At 70.3% G+C, this 19,166-nt stretch carries 21 protein-coding genes; 4 read left to right on the top strand and 17 right to left on the bottom strand.

The window, feature by feature from the left end:
- Positions 1-75: 75 nt before the first annotated feature.
- Positions 76-813, bottom strand: a complete 738-nt coding sequence (locus QSK17_RS12330; protein WP_285704779.1) for a demethylmenaquinone methyltransferase — start codon at positions 811-813, stop codon at positions 76-78.
- A 101-nt stretch (positions 814-914) separates the two neighbouring features.
- Between QSK17_RS12330 and QSK17_RS12325 the strand changes: the two genes are divergently transcribed.
- On the top strand, positions 915-2,153 hold the full coding sequence (locus QSK17_RS12325; RefSeq protein WP_285704778.1) for an NHL repeat-containing protein: 1,239 nt from the start codon (positions 915-917) through the stop codon (positions 2,151-2,153).
- On the opposite strand, the gene QSK17_RS12320 is transcribed toward QSK17_RS12325, so the two are convergent.
- Positions 2,150-2,359 carry a DUF4229 domain-containing protein gene (locus QSK17_RS12320; RefSeq protein ID WP_285704777.1) on the bottom strand — a complete coding sequence of 70 codons (210 nt, stop codon included), beginning with the start codon at positions 2,357-2,359 and terminating at the stop codon, positions 2,150-2,152. The two genes, QSK17_RS12325 and QSK17_RS12320, sit on opposite strands and share 4 nt — an antisense overlap.
- Before the next feature lie 235 nt (positions 2,360-2,594).
- Between QSK17_RS12320 and QSK17_RS12315 the strand changes: the two genes are divergently transcribed.
- On the top strand, positions 2,595-2,834 hold the full coding sequence (locus tag QSK17_RS12315; protein ID WP_285704776.1) for a BldC family transcriptional regulator: 240 nt from the start codon (positions 2,595-2,597) through the stop codon (positions 2,832-2,834).
- A gap of 217 nt (positions 2,835-3,051) precedes the next feature.
- Here the strand turns inward: QSK17_RS12315 and QSK17_RS12310 are convergent, their stop codons facing one another.
- Both QSK17_RS12310 and QSK17_RS12305 read right to left on the bottom strand, forming a co-directional pair.
- Positions 3,052-3,360: a hypothetical protein gene (locus QSK17_RS12310; protein WP_285704775.1), complete on the bottom strand. Its 309-nt coding sequence runs from the start codon at positions 3,358-3,360 to the stop codon at positions 3,052-3,054.
- A 10-nt stretch (positions 3,361-3,370) separates the two neighbouring features.
- Entirely contained in the window at positions 3,371-4,153 is a 783-nt protein-coding gene (locus QSK17_RS12305; protein WP_285704774.1) for a hypothetical protein, read from the bottom strand.
- A gap of 484 nt (positions 4,154-4,637) precedes the next feature.
- Here QSK17_RS12305 and QSK17_RS12300 point away from each other — a divergent pair, with 484 nt between their 5' ends.
- The gene (locus QSK17_RS12300) at positions 4,638-4,964 is read left to right on the top strand and encodes a PLD nuclease N-terminal domain-containing protein (protein WP_285704773.1); all 327 of its coding nucleotides are present in this window, start codon (positions 4,638-4,640) and stop codon (positions 4,962-4,964) included.
- Between the two features lie 87 nt (positions 4,965-5,051).
- Here QSK17_RS12300 and ccsB read toward each other — a convergent pair whose 3' ends face one another.
- From ccsB to QSK17_RS12235, 13 genes are all read right to left on the bottom strand, one after another.
- Positions 5,052-6,044, bottom strand: a complete 993-nt coding sequence (gene ccsB / locus QSK17_RS12295) for a c-type cytochrome biogenesis protein CcsB (protein ID WP_285704772.1) — start codon at positions 6,042-6,044, stop codon at positions 5,052-5,054.
- A 3-nt stretch (positions 6,045-6,047) separates the two neighbouring features.
- Positions 6,048-7,700: a cytochrome c biogenesis protein ResB gene (gene resB / locus QSK17_RS12290; protein WP_285704771.1), complete on the bottom strand. Its 1,653-nt coding sequence runs from the start codon at positions 7,698-7,700 to the stop codon at positions 6,048-6,050.
- Between the two features lies 1 nt (position 7,701).
- Entirely contained in the window at positions 7,702-8,439 is a 738-nt protein-coding gene (locus QSK17_RS12285; protein ID WP_285704770.1) for a cytochrome c biogenesis CcdA family protein, read from the bottom strand.
- Positions 8,426-9,007: a TlpA family protein disulfide reductase gene (locus QSK17_RS12280; RefSeq protein WP_285704769.1), complete on the bottom strand. Its 582-nt coding sequence runs from the start codon at positions 9,005-9,007 to the stop codon at positions 8,426-8,428. The genes QSK17_RS12285 and QSK17_RS12280 overlap by 14 nt, the downstream gene beginning before the upstream one ends.
- Positions 9,008-9,082: 75 nt before the next feature.
- Positions 9,083-9,721: a histidine phosphatase family protein gene (locus QSK17_RS12275; RefSeq protein WP_285704768.1), complete on the bottom strand. Its 639-nt coding sequence runs from the start codon at positions 9,719-9,721 to the stop codon at positions 9,083-9,085.
- 22 nt (positions 9,722-9,743) lie between these two features.
- Positions 9,744-10,640, bottom strand: coding sequence for a LysR family transcriptional regulator (locus QSK17_RS12270; protein WP_285704767.1), 897 nt, complete (start codon positions 10,638-10,640; stop codon positions 9,744-9,746).
- 87 nt (positions 10,641-10,727) lie between these two features.
- Complete coding sequence (gene hemL / locus QSK17_RS12265; RefSeq protein ID WP_285704766.1) at positions 10,728-12,017, bottom strand: glutamate-1-semialdehyde 2,1-aminomutase; 1,290 nt, start codon at positions 12,015-12,017, stop codon at positions 10,728-10,730.
- Positions 12,018-12,051: 34 nt separating this feature from the next.
- On the bottom strand, positions 12,052-12,696 hold the full coding sequence (locus QSK17_RS12260) for a bifunctional DNA primase/polymerase (protein ID WP_285704765.1): 645 nt from the start codon (positions 12,694-12,696) through the stop codon (positions 12,052-12,054).
- An 89-nt stretch (positions 12,697-12,785) separates the two neighbouring features.
- Positions 12,786-13,775, bottom strand: coding sequence for a porphobilinogen synthase (gene hemB, locus QSK17_RS12255; RefSeq protein ID WP_285704764.1), 990 nt, complete (start codon positions 13,773-13,775; stop codon positions 12,786-12,788).
- Between the two features lie 58 nt (positions 13,776-13,833).
- Complete coding sequence (locus QSK17_RS12250; protein WP_285704763.1) at positions 13,834-15,423, bottom strand: bifunctional uroporphyrinogen-III C-methyltransferase/uroporphyrinogen-III synthase; 1,590 nt, start codon at positions 15,421-15,423, stop codon at positions 13,834-13,836.
- The gene (gene hemC, locus QSK17_RS12245) at positions 15,420-16,331 is read right to left on the bottom strand and encodes a hydroxymethylbilane synthase (RefSeq protein ID WP_285704762.1); all 912 of its coding nucleotides are present in this window, start codon (positions 16,329-16,331) and stop codon (positions 15,420-15,422) included. Before hemC ends, QSK17_RS12250 begins: the two co-directional genes overlap by 4 nt.
- Complete coding sequence (locus QSK17_RS12240; protein ID WP_285704761.1) at positions 16,328-17,635, bottom strand: glutamyl-tRNA reductase; 1,308 nt, start codon at positions 17,633-17,635, stop codon at positions 16,328-16,330. Before QSK17_RS12240 ends, hemC begins: the two co-directional genes overlap by 4 nt.
- Positions 17,632-18,369, bottom strand: coding sequence for a redox-sensing transcriptional repressor Rex (locus QSK17_RS12235; protein WP_285704760.1), 738 nt, complete (start codon positions 18,367-18,369; stop codon positions 17,632-17,634). Before QSK17_RS12235 ends, QSK17_RS12240 begins: the two co-directional genes overlap by 4 nt.
- A gap of 474 nt (positions 18,370-18,843) precedes the next feature.
- Here QSK17_RS12235 and QSK17_RS12230 point away from each other — a divergent pair, with 474 nt between their 5' ends.
- Entirely contained in the window at positions 18,844-19,092 is a 249-nt protein-coding gene (locus QSK17_RS12230) for a glutaredoxin family protein (protein ID WP_285704759.1), read from the top strand.
- Positions 19,093-19,166 lie beyond the last annotated feature (74 nt).

Raw genomic sequence — 19,166 nt, 5'->3', positions numbered from 1 at the left:
GCCCTTGTGAACAACTTCACAAACTGTCGGCCGAATTCTAACCCCTCTTGCGTGTTCCATGTCAGAGGGGTCGGCCTACCGAGCGGTAACTTGGGGTTTGACCGCGCGGTGGAGCGCCACGATGCCGAGCGACAGGTTGCGCCAGGCGACCTTCGCCCAGCCCGACTCCCGGATGATGCGCGCGAGCGCCGGCTGGTCGGGCCACGCCTGGATCGACTCCGCGAGGTACTCGTACGAGTCCGGGTTGGAGCTGACCACCCGCGCGACCGGCGGGAGCAGCTTCATGAGGTACTGCGAGTAGACCAGCTCGAAGGGCTTGATCTGCGGCCGCGAGAACTCGCAGATCACGAGGCGGCCGCCCGGCCTGGTGACGCGCAGCAGCTCGCCGAGCGCCTCACGGGTGTCGGCCATGTTGCGCAGCCCGAAGGAGATCGTGACCGCGTCGAAGGCGCCGTCGGCGAAGGGGAGTTTCAGCGCGTCGCCCGCGACGAAGCTGACACCGCGCACCCCGCCGCCCGACAGCCCGGAGCCGCCGCGCCGCTCCACTCCGGTGCGGAGCATGCCGATGGAGAAGTCGCAGGCGATCGCGCGCGCGCCGAGCAGGGTGAAGGCGTCCGTCGAGGTGCCCGTACCGGCGGCGAGGTCCAGCACCAGCTCGCCCGGTCCCGCGTCGATCGCGGCGGCGGTGGCCTTACGCCAGAGCCGGTCCTGTCCAAGCGAGAGGACGTCGTTGACCAGGTCGTAGCGCCGGGCCGTGCGATCGAACATCGCGGCGACCTCGTGCGGCTGCTTGTCCAGCGAAGCGCGCGTCATGGAGGCAAGCCTAGGACGCGCGCGGGATGCTCTCTTCACGCCCGCACCGGATGCGCGGAACGTATCCCGTTGATTACGAAGCGTGTGCTAGAACTTCGGGAATGCTTGCCAGACACTCCACCCCTCTCCTCGTCGCGGCACTCGCCATACTCCCCGCCGGCACCGCCCAGGCCGGTGTCCGGCAGCCCGTCGTCGTCTCGCAGAAGCCAGTCGCCAACACCCCCCACGTGCTGGACGGCATCGTGAACGCGATCGCGCTCGTGGGCGGCACGGTGGTCGTCGGCGGCAATTTCAGCGCCGTGAGCGACGCCGGAGGCGACGAGCAACTGCCGCGGGAGAACCTCTTCGCCTACGACCTGCGGACCGGGAAGGTCCTTCCCGATTTCGCCCCCAGCATGAGCGGGACGGTCTACGCCCTGGCCGCCGGCGCGGACGGCACCGTCTACGTCGGCGGCTCCTTCGACTTCCCCGGACGCGCGCTCGTCCGGATGAGCCTGGCCGACGGCTCCACCGTGAGCTCCTTCAACGCGCCGGCCTACGGCGGCGACGTCTCCGCCCTCGTCCGCCAGGGAGACAAGATCTACGTCGGCGGCGACTTCATCCAGATCGGGAGCACTCCCCGTACGGCCCTCGCCCGGATCGACGCGGCCACGGGCGCCGTGGACCCGGCATTCACGATCACGCCCGGCAATCCCCGGGGCATCGGCATCAAGGTGTACGCCATGGCCGCCATCCCCGACCGGCTGGCCATCGACGGCTCGTTCACCACGGTCGACGGGCTGCGCCGGCCGCAGGTCGCGCTGATCGACCTGGCCAGGAACCGCGTGGCCGACTGGCGCACCGAGGTGTACGCGCCTTCCTGCAAGGCGGTGTTCCCCTGGTACGTGCGCGGTCTGGACTTCTCCCCCGACGGCAAGTACTTCGTCGTGGTGACGACCGGCGGCCCGGCCCCGCGCACCGGCAAGCTCTGCGATTCGGCGGCCAGGTTCGAGACGTACTCCCGCGGCGAGGACATCCAGCCGACCTGGGTGAACCTGACCGGCGGCGACTCGCTCTATTCGGTGGCCGTGACCAGCGCGGCCGTCTACGTGGGCGGCCACCTGCGCTGGCTCGACAACCCGAAGGGCTCCGACACCGCGGGTCCTGGAGCGGTCCCAAGACAGGGCATCGGAGCGATCCACCCGACCACGGGCAAGGCCCTCAGCTGGAACCCCACACGCACCCGAGGAATCGGAGTAAAGGCGTTCCTGACGACAAAGAGCGGTCTTTTGGTGGGAAGTGACACGACGCAGCTCGGGCATGAGTACCATGCCCGGATCGGTATGTTCCCGTTGCCCTAGTTTCCCGCTGGCCGGTGGCGTTTCTTCGCCACCTGCTCGCTGACCGCGTCGCGCTGCTTGGACAGCAGCACATAGCTGGCCAGGCCGCTGACCAGGAAGGCGACGACCAGCAGCAGGTACGTACGCAGCCCGAGCAGATAGAGGACCGCGAGGGCCACGGCGAACAGGCCGAGACGAGAGAGTGTGTAAACGACAACCGGACGCACACGTCGAGGTTACGTCACGGAGGCGAGTGACTCTCTTCGCATCCCGCTCGAGCACTGCTAGTGTGCCCAAGTGGGCGCTTTTGTAAAGAAACAACCATGAGCACCCCAAAGAGGCTCTATCATATAACAATCGGGCACTGAGCCGATAACAACCCGTGATCTTCTCCGAAAACCACGGATAAATCAGGCTTCGCTCGGCACACTGGTTACCTGTCCGCCCGCTGCAGGACGCGGGATGCGAGGGGGAGAGATTGTGGAGAGTAGCAGCGAGCGACTGCTGACCCCTGGAGAGGTTGCCGCCCTCTTCCGGGTCGACCCGAAGACCGTGACACGTTGGGCCGCGGCGGGGCGAATCAGCAGCATCCGTACCCCCGGGGGGCACAGGCGGTTCCGCGAGTCGGAAGTGCACGCCCTCCTCCGTGGCGAGGATGCCCTGACGGCCGACCGGCCTAACGGCGACTCACCGCGGGTCTGATACACCGACCAGGTGATCCTGCGTGCCACCCGGATGCCGCAGGGTCACCCACGTCAGACGGTGCCGCTCGTCGCTCGTGCCGTTCTCCTGGTGTCGCTCTCCTGATCAGCCCCTCTCGCCGCCGTACCGCCACGCGGTGTCCCTGCGCCCCAAGCGCGTCCTGCTCCTCCGTGTGGCCACAGCGCGGCTTAACTGCGGCTTCGGTGCGGCTGCGGCTTCAGTCGGCGTCTTCCCGGAGCTCCCCGTCTTCCCGGAGCTCCCCGTCTTCCCGGAGCTCACCGTCTTCCCAGAGCTCCGCGTCGGCTTTGAAGGCGAGGAGCTCCCGCTCCAGCTCGTCGTTCTGCTCTCGCCACCGGCGCCGCCGCTCGGCGTCCTCTTCCTCGGTGACCGACTCCGCGAGCCACCGGTCGTAGTCCGGCTCCCCGGGGACGACGTCGACGTACGCGTTGCCGATCAGGCGACCGTCGTCGCTCGTCAGTGATTGCGGCACGCGCAGGGTCCCGTCAGTGAGCCGGATCACGTACATCCACGATCACCTAGATTCCGTAGCGCCGGTTGAAGAACAACATCACGTTCAGCGCCGCCCGCGTGTCACCGCCCAGCATGTCGACCAGGGCCGGACGCTGCCGGGATGCGATCGCCGCGAACGCGTCGGCGAAGAACTCCTTGCGCCCCAGCCCTCCGGGCTGCCGATGGAAGGCCGAGGCGAAAAGCGGGAGGCATTCCTCGTACAGCGCGGCGAACTCGGGTGAGTCGGAGACCCACTCTCCCGGATGCGCGTCCACGTCGTCCAGAGCATGGCCGACTTCGTGCATCATCACGTCCGGTGTCGGGGACGGCCGGTCGCCCACCACGATCTTGCGATCGCCGTACGCGCCCGCGCAGGCGTCCCAGGTGGCCCGGCCGGACGGCAGCGGGGCCCCGCGCAGGTAGCCCATGTCATCCAGGTCGGGAACCCCGCCACGGCCCACGTAGATGCCGTCCAGCGCCGTGGCGAGCATCAGCTTGAGGCCCTCGGGGAGCCTGGAAAGGCTGTCCACCGCGCGTACGGCGTCCGCCGAGGGCGGCCCGTCGGCGGCGTCCCACTCGCGGTACAGGACGCGTTCCAGCGGTCCGCAGTGCCGTCGGCCGTCTCGCAGGTCCGGAGCGTCCGGCCGGTGCGGTCGCGCGCGGGTGGGCTGGTCGTCCAGCTCGAAGTCGCTCCAGGTGTACTGGGGTCGGTCCACGACCGGCGCGGTCACGGCGTGGGCCCGCTCCATGGTCCGCTCCGGGCGCTCCCCGAAACGCTCCTGGAAGTGTTCCCCTAGGCGTTCCTGCAAGCGTTCAGGTGGACGTTCCGGCGCGTCCGCGCCGCGTCCGGGCGAGGCGTACGCCCCGCGCTGCCACCAACGCGAGCCCCGCCGGTGGCGGCCTCTATCTCCTGGCTGCGCCATGGCCCCCACCCGTCGCCCCGCCGGTGACAGTGCGGATAACAGTGCCGATAACAGTGCCGATAACAGTGCCGGTGACAGTGCCGGGATCAGCGGTTCGTGGCGCCTCTCCCACCTCGTGGCCCGGCGGGATCTGTCCGCCTACGGTGCCCATGTGCTCACTCGTCCCTCGCTCTGGGCGGTGCACTGCCGCGCCGGGCCCGGCACATCCGGGGGCGCGGTACCGGTCCACCGTACGTGGCCGTCCCGGCCCCGTCATCCCCCCGTCATCCACCCGTCATCCGCCGGAATCCCCTGTGGCTTCGGCCTTCGCGCTTCCACACGCTTCCGCACCCGGGCCCGATCAAGCGGCGGCATGGCTTACCGTGTGGGCATGCTTCGCGTGATTCTCGGCCTGGCGCTGCTGGCCTTCTGGCTCTACTGCCTGTTCGACGTGATCACGACGCCGGAAGGCACGGTGCGTAACCTCCCCAAGCTGCTGTGGGTGCTGATCGTGCTGTTCCTGGCCGCTGTCGGTGGCATGTTCTGGCTGACCCTCGGCCGTCCCAGGAACGGCGACGCCGTACTGGGCGGGGTGGGGACGCCGGGCGGACGGGACGAGACATGGCAGCGGCCCCCGCGCGCCGAGGCGCCGCGAGGGCCGGACGACGACCCGGAGTTCCTGCGCGCGCTGGAGCGCCGCCTGCGGAACGAGGACTGACCTTCCGGACCTCCGGGCGGCTGGTCGCCGAGGCCGCCCGGAGTCATCGGATCCGGGCCGCGCGGGCCCGGACCGTGCGATCGGCCGTTACTTGGGCACGTCCGCGTAGGAGTGCAGGCCGCTGAAGAAGATGTTGACGCCGACCAGGTTGAACAGCAGGCAGGCGAACGCCACCAGCGAGATGATCATGGCGGCCTTGCCGCGCCATCCGGCGGTCGCCCGGGCGTGCAGGTAGGCCGCGTAGGCGATCCAGGTGATGAAGGACCAGACCTCCTTGGGGTCCCAGCCCCAGTAACGGCCCCACGCGCGGTCCGCCCACAAGGCGCCGGCGATGACGGCGAACGTCCAGATGGGGAATGAGATCACGATCGCGCGGTGGGCGATGCGGTCGAGCTGCTCCTTGGACGGCAGCACCGACATCCGCCCGTCGTTGCGGATGAGGTAGAGGATGGCGCAGACACCCGCGACCAGGAACAGCCCGCCCGCGATGACCGCGGCCGTCACGTGGATCGCGATCCAGTAGGAGTTCAGCGCGGGCATCACCGGCCCGGCCTGGACGTGCAGGAAGAGAACGGCGAAGCCGAGCCCGAGAGCGGCGGCCACCGTCACGAACGCGCCGAGGAACCGGATCGGCTGCCGGGTGAGCAGGACGAGGAACACGGTCACCGCGGCGAAGCACAGGGCCACGACGAACTCGTACATGTTGCCCCACGGCCAGCGGTCCACCGCGAAGCCGCGGGTGAGGATGCCGGCCAGGTTGGCCGCCCAGCCGAGCCACGAGACGACGACCGCCACGGAGCCGGCCTTGATCGCCCAACCCGCCGGGGCCACCGAGGTCGTACTACTCTCGCCCTCCGCCTCAGCGGGAGAGGAGTCCGATCCGGCGGCGCCGACGGAGACCAGCTGGCGGTTCTTCACGGCGGCCGCGGCAGTGGTCCCGGTGGCGGTGGCCGTTCGCGCCCTGCCGAAGGCCAGCTCCAGCGCATAGGCGATCATGGCGACGAGATAGAGCAGGACGGTCACCAGGATGAGCTGGTCGCTCAGCATGGCGAGGCCCTCGTTGACCTGGGCGGGCGGCATCTTCTACTCCTCGGACGAGCCGTTGCTCGGCGAAACGGGTTCGCGGTCGGGCGCGGAGGCGTCCTCGGGCCGGTCCTCGGGCTCCGATGAGGGCGCAGAGGGCTCGGAGGGGGCGGCACCGCGAAGCATCGTGACGATCTCGGCGAACTCCTCCGCGAAGGTCGCGCCGCCGCCTTCGGTGCGGGTCAATCCTCCCACCGCGACCTGCCGGTCCGTTATCCGCACCCACACTCGGCGGCGCCGTACGGTCAGGGACAGCACGAGGCCGAGCACGGCCGCGACCGCGGCGATCAGGGCGGGGAGCCGGCCCGGGTCGTAGGCGGTCTGGATGCTGATCCATTCCTTGACCCCGGTGAACTGGATCTTGCCGGCGCCGTTGGCGAGTTCCAGCGTGTCGCCGACGTTGAGCGGCTTGGGCTGGGCGGACATCTTGCCCAGCGGCCGCAGCTTGTCGGTGTTGAGCTGGTACACCGACTGGGGCTCCCCGGACTTCATCCCGAGGTCGCCGGCGAACGGGAAGACCTGCACGGTCGGGTTCGCGGCCCCCGGGAAGATCGACACCCAGGCGTCGCCGTTGGGAACCGTGGTCGGCAGGAACCGCATCAGGAAGCCGAGCTGGTCGGGCTCGGCGTCGGGGGCCTTGATGACGCACTCGGAGGTGTAGGTCGCCTGGTCGTTCGCCAGGCAGGGGACCGACCCCTCGAAGGCCGTGTTGCCCTTTCCGTCGATGACCTTGAACGTGGGGGCGTACCCGTGGCCGATGAGGTAGGTCAGCGTTCCGTTCACGTCGAGCGGTTCGTTGACCTTGAGCTCGACGTCCCTGGGCGGCGAGGAGGGCGAGTCCTGGACCGACAGCGTGGCCGAGTAGTCGAGCGGCTGGCCCCGCTTCTCACCGGACGCGACGTACGTCGCCTGGAAATCCTTCAGCGTGAACGAGAACGGCTGGAGCGACTCGGCCGACACCTGCGGTCCCGGCATAAAGCGGTCGTAGGCGGCGACCGTGTTGGCGAAGCCGTCGCCCTCCACGACCAGGACGTTTCCGCGGTAGCCGAACAGGCCGCCCGCGCCGACCGCGAACAGCAGCATGAGCAGCGAGACGTGGAACAGCAGGTTGCCCGTCTCGCGCAGGTAGCCCTTCTCGGCGGCGACCCAGTCGGGGCCGGTGACGACGCGGAACCGGTTCCGGCGCAGCTTCGCCGCCGCCTCCTCGACGGTCAGGTCCCCCTCGAAGGACGCGCTCTGCGGGAGCCGGTTCAGGTTGCGCGGCGCGGCCGGCGGCTTCTTGCGCAGCTCCTTGAAGTGGACGACCGCCCTCGGGAACACGCATCCGGCGAGCGAGAGGAACAGCAGCAGGTAGATGGCGGCGAACCAGGGCGACGTGAAGACGTCGAACATCCACAGCCGGTCCAGCCACTCGGCCTCGGTCGGGCTGTTCTTGAAGTATTGGGCGACCCGGCCGGGGTCGACGCTCCGCTGCGGGTAGATCGACCCGGGCACCGAGCCGAGCGCGAACAGGAACAGCAGGATCAGGGCGGTGCGCATGGACGTGAGCGTCCGCCAGCCCCACCGCAGCCAGCCCATCACTCCGAGTCCGACCGGCTTCGCGGGCTGCTCGATCACCTCGGTTTCCTCGGTTTCCTGGTTCTTCGTCGTCATCTCAGATCACCGGCTCGAATCCGCCCACCCAGACCTGCAGGCCGGCGATGAGGTCTCCCCAGAGCCCGGTCACCAGGAGGATCCCGACGCCGACGAGCATCGCGCCCCCGATCCGGGTGATCAGGCGGGAGTGGCGGCGGACCGCCTTGAACGCGTGGAGTGCCCTGCCGTAGGCCAGCCCGGCGAGCACGAAGGGCGCCCCCAGCCCCAGCGCGTACGCGAAGGCGAGCGCGGCGCCGCGGGCGGCGCTGCCCTGGTCGACCGAGAGCGCGAGGACCACGGCGAGCGTGGGGCCGATGCACGGGGTCCAGCCGAGGCCGAAGACGACGCCGAGCAGCGGCGCTCCGGCGAGCCCGGCGGCGGGCACCTTGTGGATGCGGACGTCGCGCTGGAGTCCGGGAACCAGCCCGATGAAGGCCAGCCCGAGGACGATCGTGACCACGCCGAGCACCCGCGTGATCACGTCGATGTTGCTGAACAGGACGCCGCCGAGGCCGCCGAAGAGCGCTCCCCCGAGCACGAACACCGAAGCGAACCCAAGGACGAACAGAGCGCTGCCCAGCACCATCCGGCCGCGCCTGGGGTCGCCGCTCATGCCCGTGACGTACGACAGGTAGCCCGGCACCAGCGGCAGCACGCACGGCGACAGGAAGGACACCACGCCGGCCGCGACCGCGATCGGCACCGCGACCAGCAGCGAGCCGGACGCGACGGTGGTGGCCAGATCAGCCGCGCTCATCGGTGACCTTGTCGATCGCGGCGAGCAGGTCGTTGTACTTCACCGCGCCGAGGGCCCGGGCGGCGATCCGGCCCTGCCCGTCGATGATCAGCGTGGACGGGATGGCGGCGGGCGGGACCGTGCCCTGGAAGGAGAGCAGCAGCCGGCCCGCCTGGTCGAAGATGCTGGGATATCCGGGCTGCAGCGAGCGGTCGTACGCCTGGGCGGCCGCCTTCTGGTCCTTGAAGTTGACGCCGAGGAACTGGACGCCCTTGTCCTTGGTCTTGGCCGCGATGTCCTTGAGCACGGGCCCCTCGGCGCGGCACGGCGCGCACCAGGACGCCCAGAAGTTCAGGACGTAGACCTTGCCGGAGCCCAGCTTCTCCGTCGCGCCGTCGAGGGTCGTGCCCTCGACCGGCGGCGCCTTGGTGCGGCTGGCGGCGTCGAAGACCTGGACCTTGCCGTCACCCGCGACGAAACGGGTGTCACCGGACTGCGGCTGCGACTGCTGGCCCCCCGCGCAACCCGCGAGGGCTGTCACGGCCAGAGCGGTGCTCGCAGCGATCAGAGACAGACTCTTGGCGGACACGCGGGAGTATCTCCTATAACTACAACCGGTAGAGCTGTCACTCTACCCAGCGAGTGCGGTGCTCCCGCCAACGGGTCAAGCTCCGGGAACGGGGTTGTCGCGGAGCAGCGCCCCCGCGGGCTCGCTGTAACCGATGCTGGTCAGGCGGTCGCCCTCGAAGGTGAAGCTGGTGAGGCTGGCGAGGGAGCACTGGCGCCGGCGCGGGTCGTGCCACAGCCGCCGTCGCTCGGCCGCGAGGCGGATGATCCAGATGGGCAGCTGGTGGCTGACGAGCAGCGCCTCGTGTCCCCGCGCCTCCTCGCGCGCGTCGTCGATGGCCGCCTTCATCCGCAGGACCACCTCGCTGTACGGCTCGCCCCAGGACGGGCGGAACGGGTTCACGAAGTGGCGGTACGCCCGCACATCACGGAACACGCCATTGCCGCCGGCCACCCGCAGCCCCTCGAAGACGTTGGACGCCTCGATCAGCCGCTCGTCGAGGGTGACCTCCACGCCGAGGGCCTCGGCCACGGGCGCCGCGGTCTCCTGGGCCCGCTCCATCGGGGAGCTCCACACGGTGACGATGTCACGCCCGGCGACCGCCTTGGCGACGGTCTCGGCCATCAGCCGCCCGTTCTCCGACAGGTGGTAGCCGGGCAGCCGGCCGTACAGGACGCCGTCCGGATTGTGAACCTCGCCGTGGCGCAGCAGATGGACGACGGTGTTCTCGGTCATGGCAGGTGAGCCTACCCGCCGGTCAGGCGGCGCACGCCGTCCGCAGGGCGTCCACGGCGGCTCTGATCGCGGGACGGCGGGCCGCGTCGGTGCGCCACAACGCGTAGATGCGCCGCTGCAGCCGCGGCGCCACGGGGACCGCGCGAACGCCCTCCGGCAGCCGGCCGCGTCCGAGGCGGGGGATCACGGCGTATCCGTGGCCCGCCGCGACGAGGGCGAGCTGCGTGGGGTATTCGTCGGCCATGGCGACGATCCTGGGCTCCTTCTCGGCGGACCGGAGCAGGAACAGCAGGAAGTCGTGGCAGACCGTGCCGGCGGAGCCACTGATCCAGCCCTCTCCCGGGAGGTCGGCCAGCGAGATCTCCGGCTTGTCCGCCAGGGGATGGCCGGCGGGCACGACCACGTCGGCGACATCGTCGAGCAGCGCCGCGCGCGAGAGCCCGTCCGGGATGGCCATCGGCCGGTTGAGCCAGTCCTGGACGACGGCCAGGTCGATCTCACCGCGGGAGACCTCGCGAATCTGCCGCTCCGGCTCGCGCTCGTAGAGGACCAGGTCGAGGTCGGGATGGTGCTGCTTGATGAGCGTCAGCGCCTGCGGCATGATCCCCCTGGCCGCGGTCGGGAACGCGGCCAGGACGAGCCGCCCGACCACGGCGCCGCGCAACGCCTCGAAGTCGGCCTCGGCCGTCTCCACCAGGGCCAGGATCTTCTCCGCGTGGTGGGCGAGGAGCCCGGCCGCGTCGGTGAGCTTCACGCCGCGCCCGTTGCGCTCGACGAGGACCGCGCCGGTCTCGCGTTCGAGCTTCGCGAGCTGCTGCGAGATCGCCGACGGGGTCACCATCAGCGCCTCCGCGGCGGCCGCGACGGAACCGTAGACGGCCACCGCGTGCAGCGCCTTCAACCGGTTCAGATCCAGCATGTAAGCCAGTCTAATAAGCCAACCTAAACCGTCATGCCTCGCGAAGCTTGATATCGCTGAACTGTCAGGGCATCCGCCGAGGGGCCGTCACAGGGTCGCGGCGGCGGCCTTGGCGGCGAGCGGGAGCGCTTCGAGGACGCGTGTGAGCGCCTCCTCGTCGTGGGCCGCGGACAGGAACCACGCCTCGAACGCCGAGGGCGGGAGGTAGACCCCCTGGTCGAGCATCCCGTGGAAGAACGCCCGGTAGGCTTCCGCGCCCTGCGCCTTCGCCTGGTCGAAGTCGGTCACCGGCCTGTCAGTGAAGAAGATCGAGAACAGGTTGCCCGCGCGCTGCAGCCGGTGCGGGACGCCCTCGGCCGCCAGCGCCTCGGACGCCGCCCCGCCCACGACCAGGGCGGCGGCGTCCACCCGCTCGTACACACCCGCGTCACAGGCCCGCAGCGTGGCCAGACCGGCGGCGGAGGCCAGCGGATTGCCGGAGAGCGTTCCGGCCTGGTAGACGGGCCCCTCCGGCGCGAGCAGCGCCATCACCTCGGCCCGCCCGCCGAAGGCCGCGGCCGGCATCCCGCCGCCCATGACCTTGCCGAACGTCATGAGATCCGCCTCGACGGGGTCGAGACCGTACCAGCCGGAAGCGGAGACCCGGAAGCCGGTGAGCACCTCGTCGATGATCAGCAGCGCGCCATGCCGCGTGCACAGCTCGCGGAGACGCTGGTTGAAGCCGGGCAGGGGCGGCACCACGCCCATGTTGGCCGGGCACGCCTCGGTGATGACGCACGCGATCTCGAACGTGCGGAACGCCTCCTCGACCGCCTCGATCGAGTTGTACGGCAGGACGATCGTGTCGGCGGCGGACGCGCCGGTCACGCCGGGGGTGTCCGGAAGGCCGAACGTCACCAGCCCCGACCCGGCCGAAGCCAGCAGGGCATCCACGTGCCCGTGGTAGCACCCGGCGAACTTGACCACCTTCGCCCGGCCGGTGAAGCCGCGCGCGAGCCGTACCGCCGACATGGTGGCCTCGGTGCCCGAGCTGACCAGCCGGACCTTCTCCACGGGGGCGACCCGGGCGACGATCTCCTCGGCCAGCAGGACCTCACCCTCGGTGGCCGTGCCGTACGACAGGCCGTGGGCCAGCGCGCCCTCGATGGCCTCGATCACGGCCGGATGACGGTGGCCGAGGATCATCGGCCCCCAGGAGCACACCAGATCGACGTAGCGGTTGCCGTCCACGTCCGTGATGTACGGCCCCTGGCCCGAGGCCATGAACCTGGGCACTCCCCCGACCGCGCCGAACGCGCGCACCGGGGAGTTGACGCCACCGGGCACGATCCGCCGTGCCCGCTCGAACAGTTCCGCTGACTTCTCCGTACGGCTCACGCCTCCCAGCCTACGGGCGACGTGGGGCGGGTCCTCACTCGCAGGCGTCGACGAGCAGGTCCAGGACGCGGAGGGGGTCGGGGAGGGGGCACCCGTCCGGGGGACGCAGCCAGCTCACGTCCGCGCCGGTCACCAGCGTCGAGGGCGGGGCGAGCACATAACTGTCACGGCAGTGCCAGCGCAGTCCTGGGGACGCCTCGACGGTCGCCGGGTCGCAGTCGAGATGGCAGGACCACCACTCGTCCTCGTCCTCGGGGGCGCCCCTGGTGGCCACATAGAAAAGGACCCGGTCGCCGTTCTCGGCGACCGGGCCCGTGGCCTGTCCGGTGGCGTCCATGGCGGCCAGGGCCGCCATCCCGGCGACGGACGGTACGTCGAACACGTCGAACACCCGGCCCGTGGGCAGGATCACATTCGCGTCGGGGTTGAGCTCCCACCACCGCGTGAGGAGTGCGGAGTCCACCGTCGCCTCCATCTGCCATGCCGGGGACAGCGGGTGCGCGCCCGGGTCAGGACAGCCGACCCGGTCGCAGGAACAGGCGCGCCCACCCTCGCGGAGCGGGTGGGCGCCAAGACAGCTCGCCCAGCCGAGCTGGGCATACTCAAGTACAGATGTGATCTTCCGTGGCCTTCGATGCGCACGTCGTTTCGTCCGGCGGACCAGCGGTGCCCCCACCATCGTGCTCCTCCCCCACGGATGCTCTTTGCTGTACCTGATAATGCCCTTGACGGATCAGCGCGCGCAGCGCCACCCCCGTGGCACGCGCGCTACGCCCGGAGCAGGCGCGCGACCTCGGTGGCCCAGTAGGTCAGGATCATGTCGGCGCCGGCCCTGCGGATCGCGACCAGCGACTCCATGATGGTCCGCTCCCGGTCGATCCAGCCGTTCGCCGCCGCCGCCTCGATCATCGCGTACTCGCCGCTCACCTGGTAGGCCGCCACGGGCACCTCGACCGTGTCGCGCACCTGGCGGATGATGTCCAGGTACGCGAGCGCGGGCTTGACCATGACCGCGTCCGCGCCCTCGGCGAGGTCGAGCCGCACCTCCCGCAGCGCCTCGCCGGCGGGACCCGCCGGATCCTGCTGGTACGCGCTGCGATCCCCGAACTGGGGCGCGCACTCGGCGGCGTCGCGGAACGGCCCGTAGAACGCCGAGGCGTACTTCGCGGAGTAGGCGAGGATCGGGATCTCGGTGAAGCCCTCGGCGTCGAGGGCCCGCCTGATCGCCCCGACCTGGCCGTCCATCATGCCGCTCGGCGCGATCATCCGTGACCCGGCCCGCGCCTGCGCGACCGCCGCGGAGGCGTACCGCTCCAGCGTGGCGTCGTTGTCCACCTCGCCGGAGTCGGTCAGCAGGCCGCAATGACCGTGGTCGGTGTACTCGTCCAGGCAGGTGTCGGTCATCAGGACCAGCGCGTCGCCGATCTCGGAGGCGAGATCGGCGAGCGCGAGCTGGACGACGCCCTCGGGGTCGTCGGCCGCCGAGCCGCGCGCGTCCTTGTGCAGCGGGACGCCGAACAGCATGAGACCGCCGACCCCCGCCTCCGCCGCCTCGTGGGCCGCCTTGCGCAGCGAGTCACGCGTGTGCTGCACGACCCCCGGCATGGACACCACGGGCTGCGGATCCGCGATGCCCTCCTTGACGAACATGGGCAGGATCAGCTCGGCCGGGTCCAGACGCGTCCCGGCCACCATGCGGCGCATCGCGGGGGTACAGCGCAGCCGCCGTGGCCGCGCCACCGGATATTCAGCGTTCACGATCGTGTTCTCCACTCGGACTGGACAAGACCCCCGGACCGTCACCGGACGCGACCGGTCACTTGAAGCGCCGGCGTGCCCCCCTGCGCATCTGGGAAGGCCTGCGCGGCATCTCACCGGCCGAGATGGCCGCGTGCCGCTGCTTCGCACCGTACTCCGCCAGGGCCGCCGCGAGCGCGGAGGCGGAGGGCCTGTCGGACATCACGTCGACCCGGAGGCCGAACTCCTCGGCGGTCTTGGCCGTCTGCGGACCGATCACGGCGATCACCGTCACGTTGTGCGGCTTGCCGGCGATGCCGACGAGGTTCCGCACGGTGGACGACGAGGTGAAGAGCACCGCGTCGAAGCCGCCGCCCTTGATCGCCTCGCGGATCGGGGCCGGCGGCGGCGCCGCGCGCACCGTGCGGTACGCCGTCACGTCGTCGCACTCCCAGCCCAGCTCCGTGAGCCCCGCGACCAGCGTCTCGGTCGCGATGTCCGCGCGCGGCAGCAGGACGCGGTTGATCGGGTCCAGCATCGAGTCGTACGGCGGCCACTCCGCGAGCAGCCCCTCTGACGACTGTTCGCCGGTCGGGACCAGGTCGGGCTTCACGCCGAACTCGACGAGGGCGCGGGACGTCGCGCCGCCGACGGCCGCCACCTTGAGGCCGGCGAACGCCCGCGCGTCCAGGCCGTACTCCTCGAACTTCTCCCGCACCGCCTTGACGGCGTTGGCGCTGGTGAAGGCGACCCATTCGTAGCGGCCGGTGACCAGGCCCTTGATGGCGCGGTCCATCTGCTGCGGCGTCCGGGGCGGCTCGACGGAGATCGTCGGCACCTCCTCCGGCACCGCGCCGTACGAGCGGAGTTGCTCGGACAGCCCCTCGGCCTGCTCCTTGGTGCGCGGCACCAGGACCCGCCAGCCGAACAGGGACTTCGTCTCGAACCACGACAGGCGGTCGCGCATGCCGACGGCGTCGCCCACCACGATGAGCGCCGGCTCGGTCATGCCCGCGTGCTTGAGGTCGGGGCCGATGCGGCCGAGCGACGACACGACGGTGAACTGCTCGGTGGTGGTGCCCTCGCTCGTCACCGCGACCGGCGTCGAGTCGGGCTTGCCCGCGGCGATCAGCGCCTTGGCGATCGGGACGGCCTCGGCGACGCCGTTGTAGATGACCAGCGTCCCCTCGCACCCGGCGTGCCGCGACCAGTCGTCCACCTGGGCGGCGTCGACGATGCGGAACTCGGGGACGGCCACCGCCGGCGGAATGCCCGCGTAGGTGAGCACGGCCGTCGCCGGCGGGACTCCGGGAACGATCTCGAAGTCGACGTCGGCCTTGACGCAGGCCGCGACCTCCTCGGTGACCGAGGAGAAGAACGACGGATCGCCGGGGCACACCCGGACGACCGTCCGTCCCGCCTTGGCATCCTGCAGCGTCCTCAGCGAGATCGAGTTCTCGGCAGCCTCGGCGGTGATGTCCACCACCTCGACGTCCTTGCGGCAGTGCCGGAGCAGCGGGGCGTACGCCTGCTGGTCGAGCACGACGACGTCGGCCCTGCCCAGCAGGTCGGCGCCACGCAATGTGAGCAGGTTCTCGTCACCGGGGCCGGCGCCGATGAAGGCGACGAAACCCGATCGGGGCTCTGGAGTGGTATTCGTGGGGCTCAATGGGCCTGCTCCCCCATCAACGTGCCGGCCCCCTCCGCGATCATGGAGGCCGCGAGATCACGGCCGAGCTCCATGGCCGCCAGACGAGGTCCGGAGGTGGACTTGCGCACTGACCTCACGCCGTCGATGGCGACGACGGCAGCGGTCAGGTTGAGAATGTGCCCGTCATCGGATGCGAAAGCACCTAGCGGTGCCGCGCAACCGGCTTCGAGGGCGGAAAGCACGGCGCGCTCAGCGGTCACCGCCGTGCGGGTTCGCGGGTCGTCGAGGACGCCCAGCAACTCGATCAGGTCGGCGCGGTCGGCCGGGCACTCGACGGCGAGCGCGCCCTGGCCGGGTGCGGGCAGCACCTCGTCGACCTCGAAGATCTGCGAGATCTCGCCGTCACGCCCGAGCCGGCAGAGGCCGGCGGTGGCCAGCACGACGGCGTCCAGCTCACCCGCGGCGATCTTGCCGATCCGAGTGGGCGCGTTCCCCCTGATCGGGACGTAGTGAAGGTCCGGCCGCAGGGCGCGGAGCTGCGCGACGCGGCGCGGCGAGCCGGTGCCCACCCTGGCCCCGGGAGCCAGGTCGGCCAGCTTGGCCGTGCTCACCAGCGCGTCGCGCGGGTCGTCCCGCGGCGGCGTGGCGACGAGCGTGATCCGGGGGTCGTCGGCCGTCGGAAGATCCTTGAGCGAGTGGACGGCGAAGTCGATCTCGCCCTCGATCAGCTTGTTGCGCAGCTCGCTGACGAACACGCCGGTGCCGCCGAGCTGGGTGAGGTTCGCCCGGGAGACATCGCCATAAGTGGTGATGCCGACGAGTTCCACCTCGCGCCCGGTCAGCTCGGTGAGCCGCTTGGCCACCAGCCCCGACTGGGTCGTGGCCATCTCGCTCTTGCGAGTGCCCATCCTCAGGGGAGCGATCATGGCTCGACCTCCATCCGCGACACGGCCTCGGGCTTCTGGGGATCCAGGTCGAACAGCTCGCGGAGCGCGTCCGCGTACTGGTCACCGCCAGGCGAGGACGCCAGCCGCTTGACACGTACGGTCGGTTCGTGGAGCAGCTTGTCCACGACCCTTCTGACAGTCTGCGCGACCTCGTCGCGCAGACGTCCCTCCAATTCGGGGACGCGTGAGATGAGACGAAGCATCTCCGATTCGACCACCTCGGCGGCCTTGCTGCGCAGCGCGACCACCGTCGGCGTCACCCGGGCGGCGCGCTCGGCGTCGAGGTAGGCGGCCACCTCCTCGGTGACGATCGCCTGGACCGCCGCGATGGCCTCGGCCCGGCCGCCGTCGCCGATGTCGTCGGCGACGCCGGCCCGCTGCATGGACTCCAGGTCGACCAGCGTCACGCCGGGCAGCGCCCGTACGCCGGGGTCGACGTCGTGGGGCAGGGCGAGGTCGAGCAGGAAGAGGTCCCGGCCGCGGCCCACCGCGCCGGCGATCGTCTCCGGGGTGATCAGGCACGATCCCGCGCCGGTGCAGGAGATGACGATGTCCGCCTCGGCGATCTCGGCGGGGATCTCGTCCAGGCGCACCGCCCGCCCGCCGACCGACTCGGCCAGCCGTACGGCGCGGTCGTAGGTGCGGTTGGCGATGACGATGTCGGTCACGCCGGAGCGGACCAGCGTGGCCGCGGACAGCGCGCTCATCGAGCCGGCGCCGACGACCAGCGCCCGCATCCCGGAGATCGGGCCGAGCTCCCGCTCGGCCAGGGTCAGGCCGACGCCGACGAGGGAGGCGCCCGCCCGGTCGATGGCGGTGTCGGCGTGCGCCCGCTTGCCGACCCGCAGGGCCTGCTGGAAGAGCTCGTTGAGAACGGTCCCGACGGTGTCCTGGTCCTGGGCGAATTTGAGCGCCACGCGGATCTGGCCGAGGATCTGGCCCTCGCCGACGACCATCGAGTCGAGGCCGCAGGCCACCGAGAACAGGTGGTGGACGGCGCGGTCCTCGTACTGCACGTAGAGGTGCGGGGTGAGCTGCTCCTGGGGGATGCCGCAGTGGGTCGCGAGCAGGTCGGTCACGGCCGTCACCGCACCGTGGAACCGGTCCACGTCCGCGTAGACCTCGACCCGGTTGCAGGTGGAGACGACCATCGCCTCGGAGACGGCGGATTCGCCGCGGACGTCGAGGAGCAGCTTGGAGAGGGCGTCACCGCTCACCGAGACGCGTTCGAGGAGGGCCACCGGAGCCGTCCGGTGGCTCAGGCCGACGACAAGGATGCTCATTGGCTCGCCTCGCCCAGCGGCGCACCGCGCTCGCTCACTACGACCACCCCATCGGGCCACTCATCGCCCATCATGGGCCCTCCACTCGCCTTACGCTGCTCGTGGAACGCAAGAATCTGCAGTTCAATGGACAAATCGACTTTACGGACATCAACGCCGTCCGGCACCGTCAGCACCACGGGGGCGAAGTTCAAAATACTGGTGACGCCCGCGGCGATGACGCGGTCACAGACCTCCTGCGCCGCCGTCGCCGGCGTCGCGATCACCACTATCGACACCCCACGCTTCTTGATCACTGACTCGAGCACGTCGGCATGTTCCACCACGAGCCCGGCGATCCGCTCGCCCACCACTGCCGGATCGGCATCGAAAAGGCCCGCGACCCGGAAGCCGCGGGACACGAACCCTCCGTAGTTCGCGAGTGCTCGCCCGAGGTTACCCACCCCCACGATGGCGACGGCCCAATCCTGGGTGAGACCTAGCTCACGCGAGATCTGGTAGATCAGGTACTGGACGTCGTACCCCACCCCCCGAGTGCCGTACGACCCGAGGTGCGAGAGGTCCTTGCGGAGCTTGGCCGAGTTCACTCCGGCCGCGACCGCGAGGTCCTCCGAACTCACCGTGGCGGTGCCACGCTCGGCCAGCCCGTTCAACGCACGCAGATAGAGCGGCAGTCTCGCGACCGTCGCATCGGGAATGCCACGCTCACGCGCTTGAGGGATACGGCGGATCACTTGCCAGTGCTCCAGGGGGACGGACAGCCGGAGAGCGTCCCCGACCATACGAGTGGATGTAACCGATTTTCGCGTTCCTACAGGTTAGTGCCTTTGTGAAGCGATGCACAAAGTCAGTGCTCGTTCACTGTCCCAAAGCGCGGCACCGGCCTCAAACTCAGCCCCTGGCCATGCGACCGCTTCGGACAGCCCGCTAGTGCCCCAACCGGCAAGGTTTGCCCGGAAGGAGCGGTGTCCAGGGTGGTGCATCGCAAGGCGGAGGAGGAGGTCGTAGCGGAGCCTACGGCCGACATTCCCGGGCCCCGCGGAAAGTCCGAGCTTGCGAGGAGTTTTCGTGGGTGGGGCGACAACGCGGCGAGGTGCCGCCCTGGGCGACGCGACGGGGCAAAGATTGACGGGCGGGGCACTAGGTACCCCTGGTGGACGGGCGCCGCTCGCCGAAGGACCGCCCGGATCGCCCAATAGGCTGACGCCATGGCACCTAGCGAGCACCGGATCACCCTCTTCGGAAAGCCCGGCTGTCACCTGTGCGACGACGCACGCGCCGTCATCGAGCGCGTCGCCGCGGACCTCGACGTGCCGTGGGAGGAGCGTGACATCACCGCCTCCGAGGAGGATCACGCCAAATATTGGGAGATGATCCCGGTCACCCTGATCGACGGAGTCCAGCACGACTTCTGGCGCGTGGACGAAGCCCGCCTCCGCGCCGCCCTCAGTGCTTGATTGCCGCGCCTCCGGCACGGCCGTTCGGGGCGCCCTTGAGGCGACTCTCGCCCTCGTCACTCGGAGTCGCTCCG

Origin of the sequence: Microtetraspora sp. NBRC 16547, from assembly GCF_030268965.1 — a bacterium.
GTDB lineage: Bacteria > Actinomycetota > Actinomycetes > Streptosporangiales > Streptosporangiaceae > Microtetraspora.
Note: the sequence above shows the minus strand (reverse complement) of the source record. Positions and strands in the feature narration are given on the sequence as shown.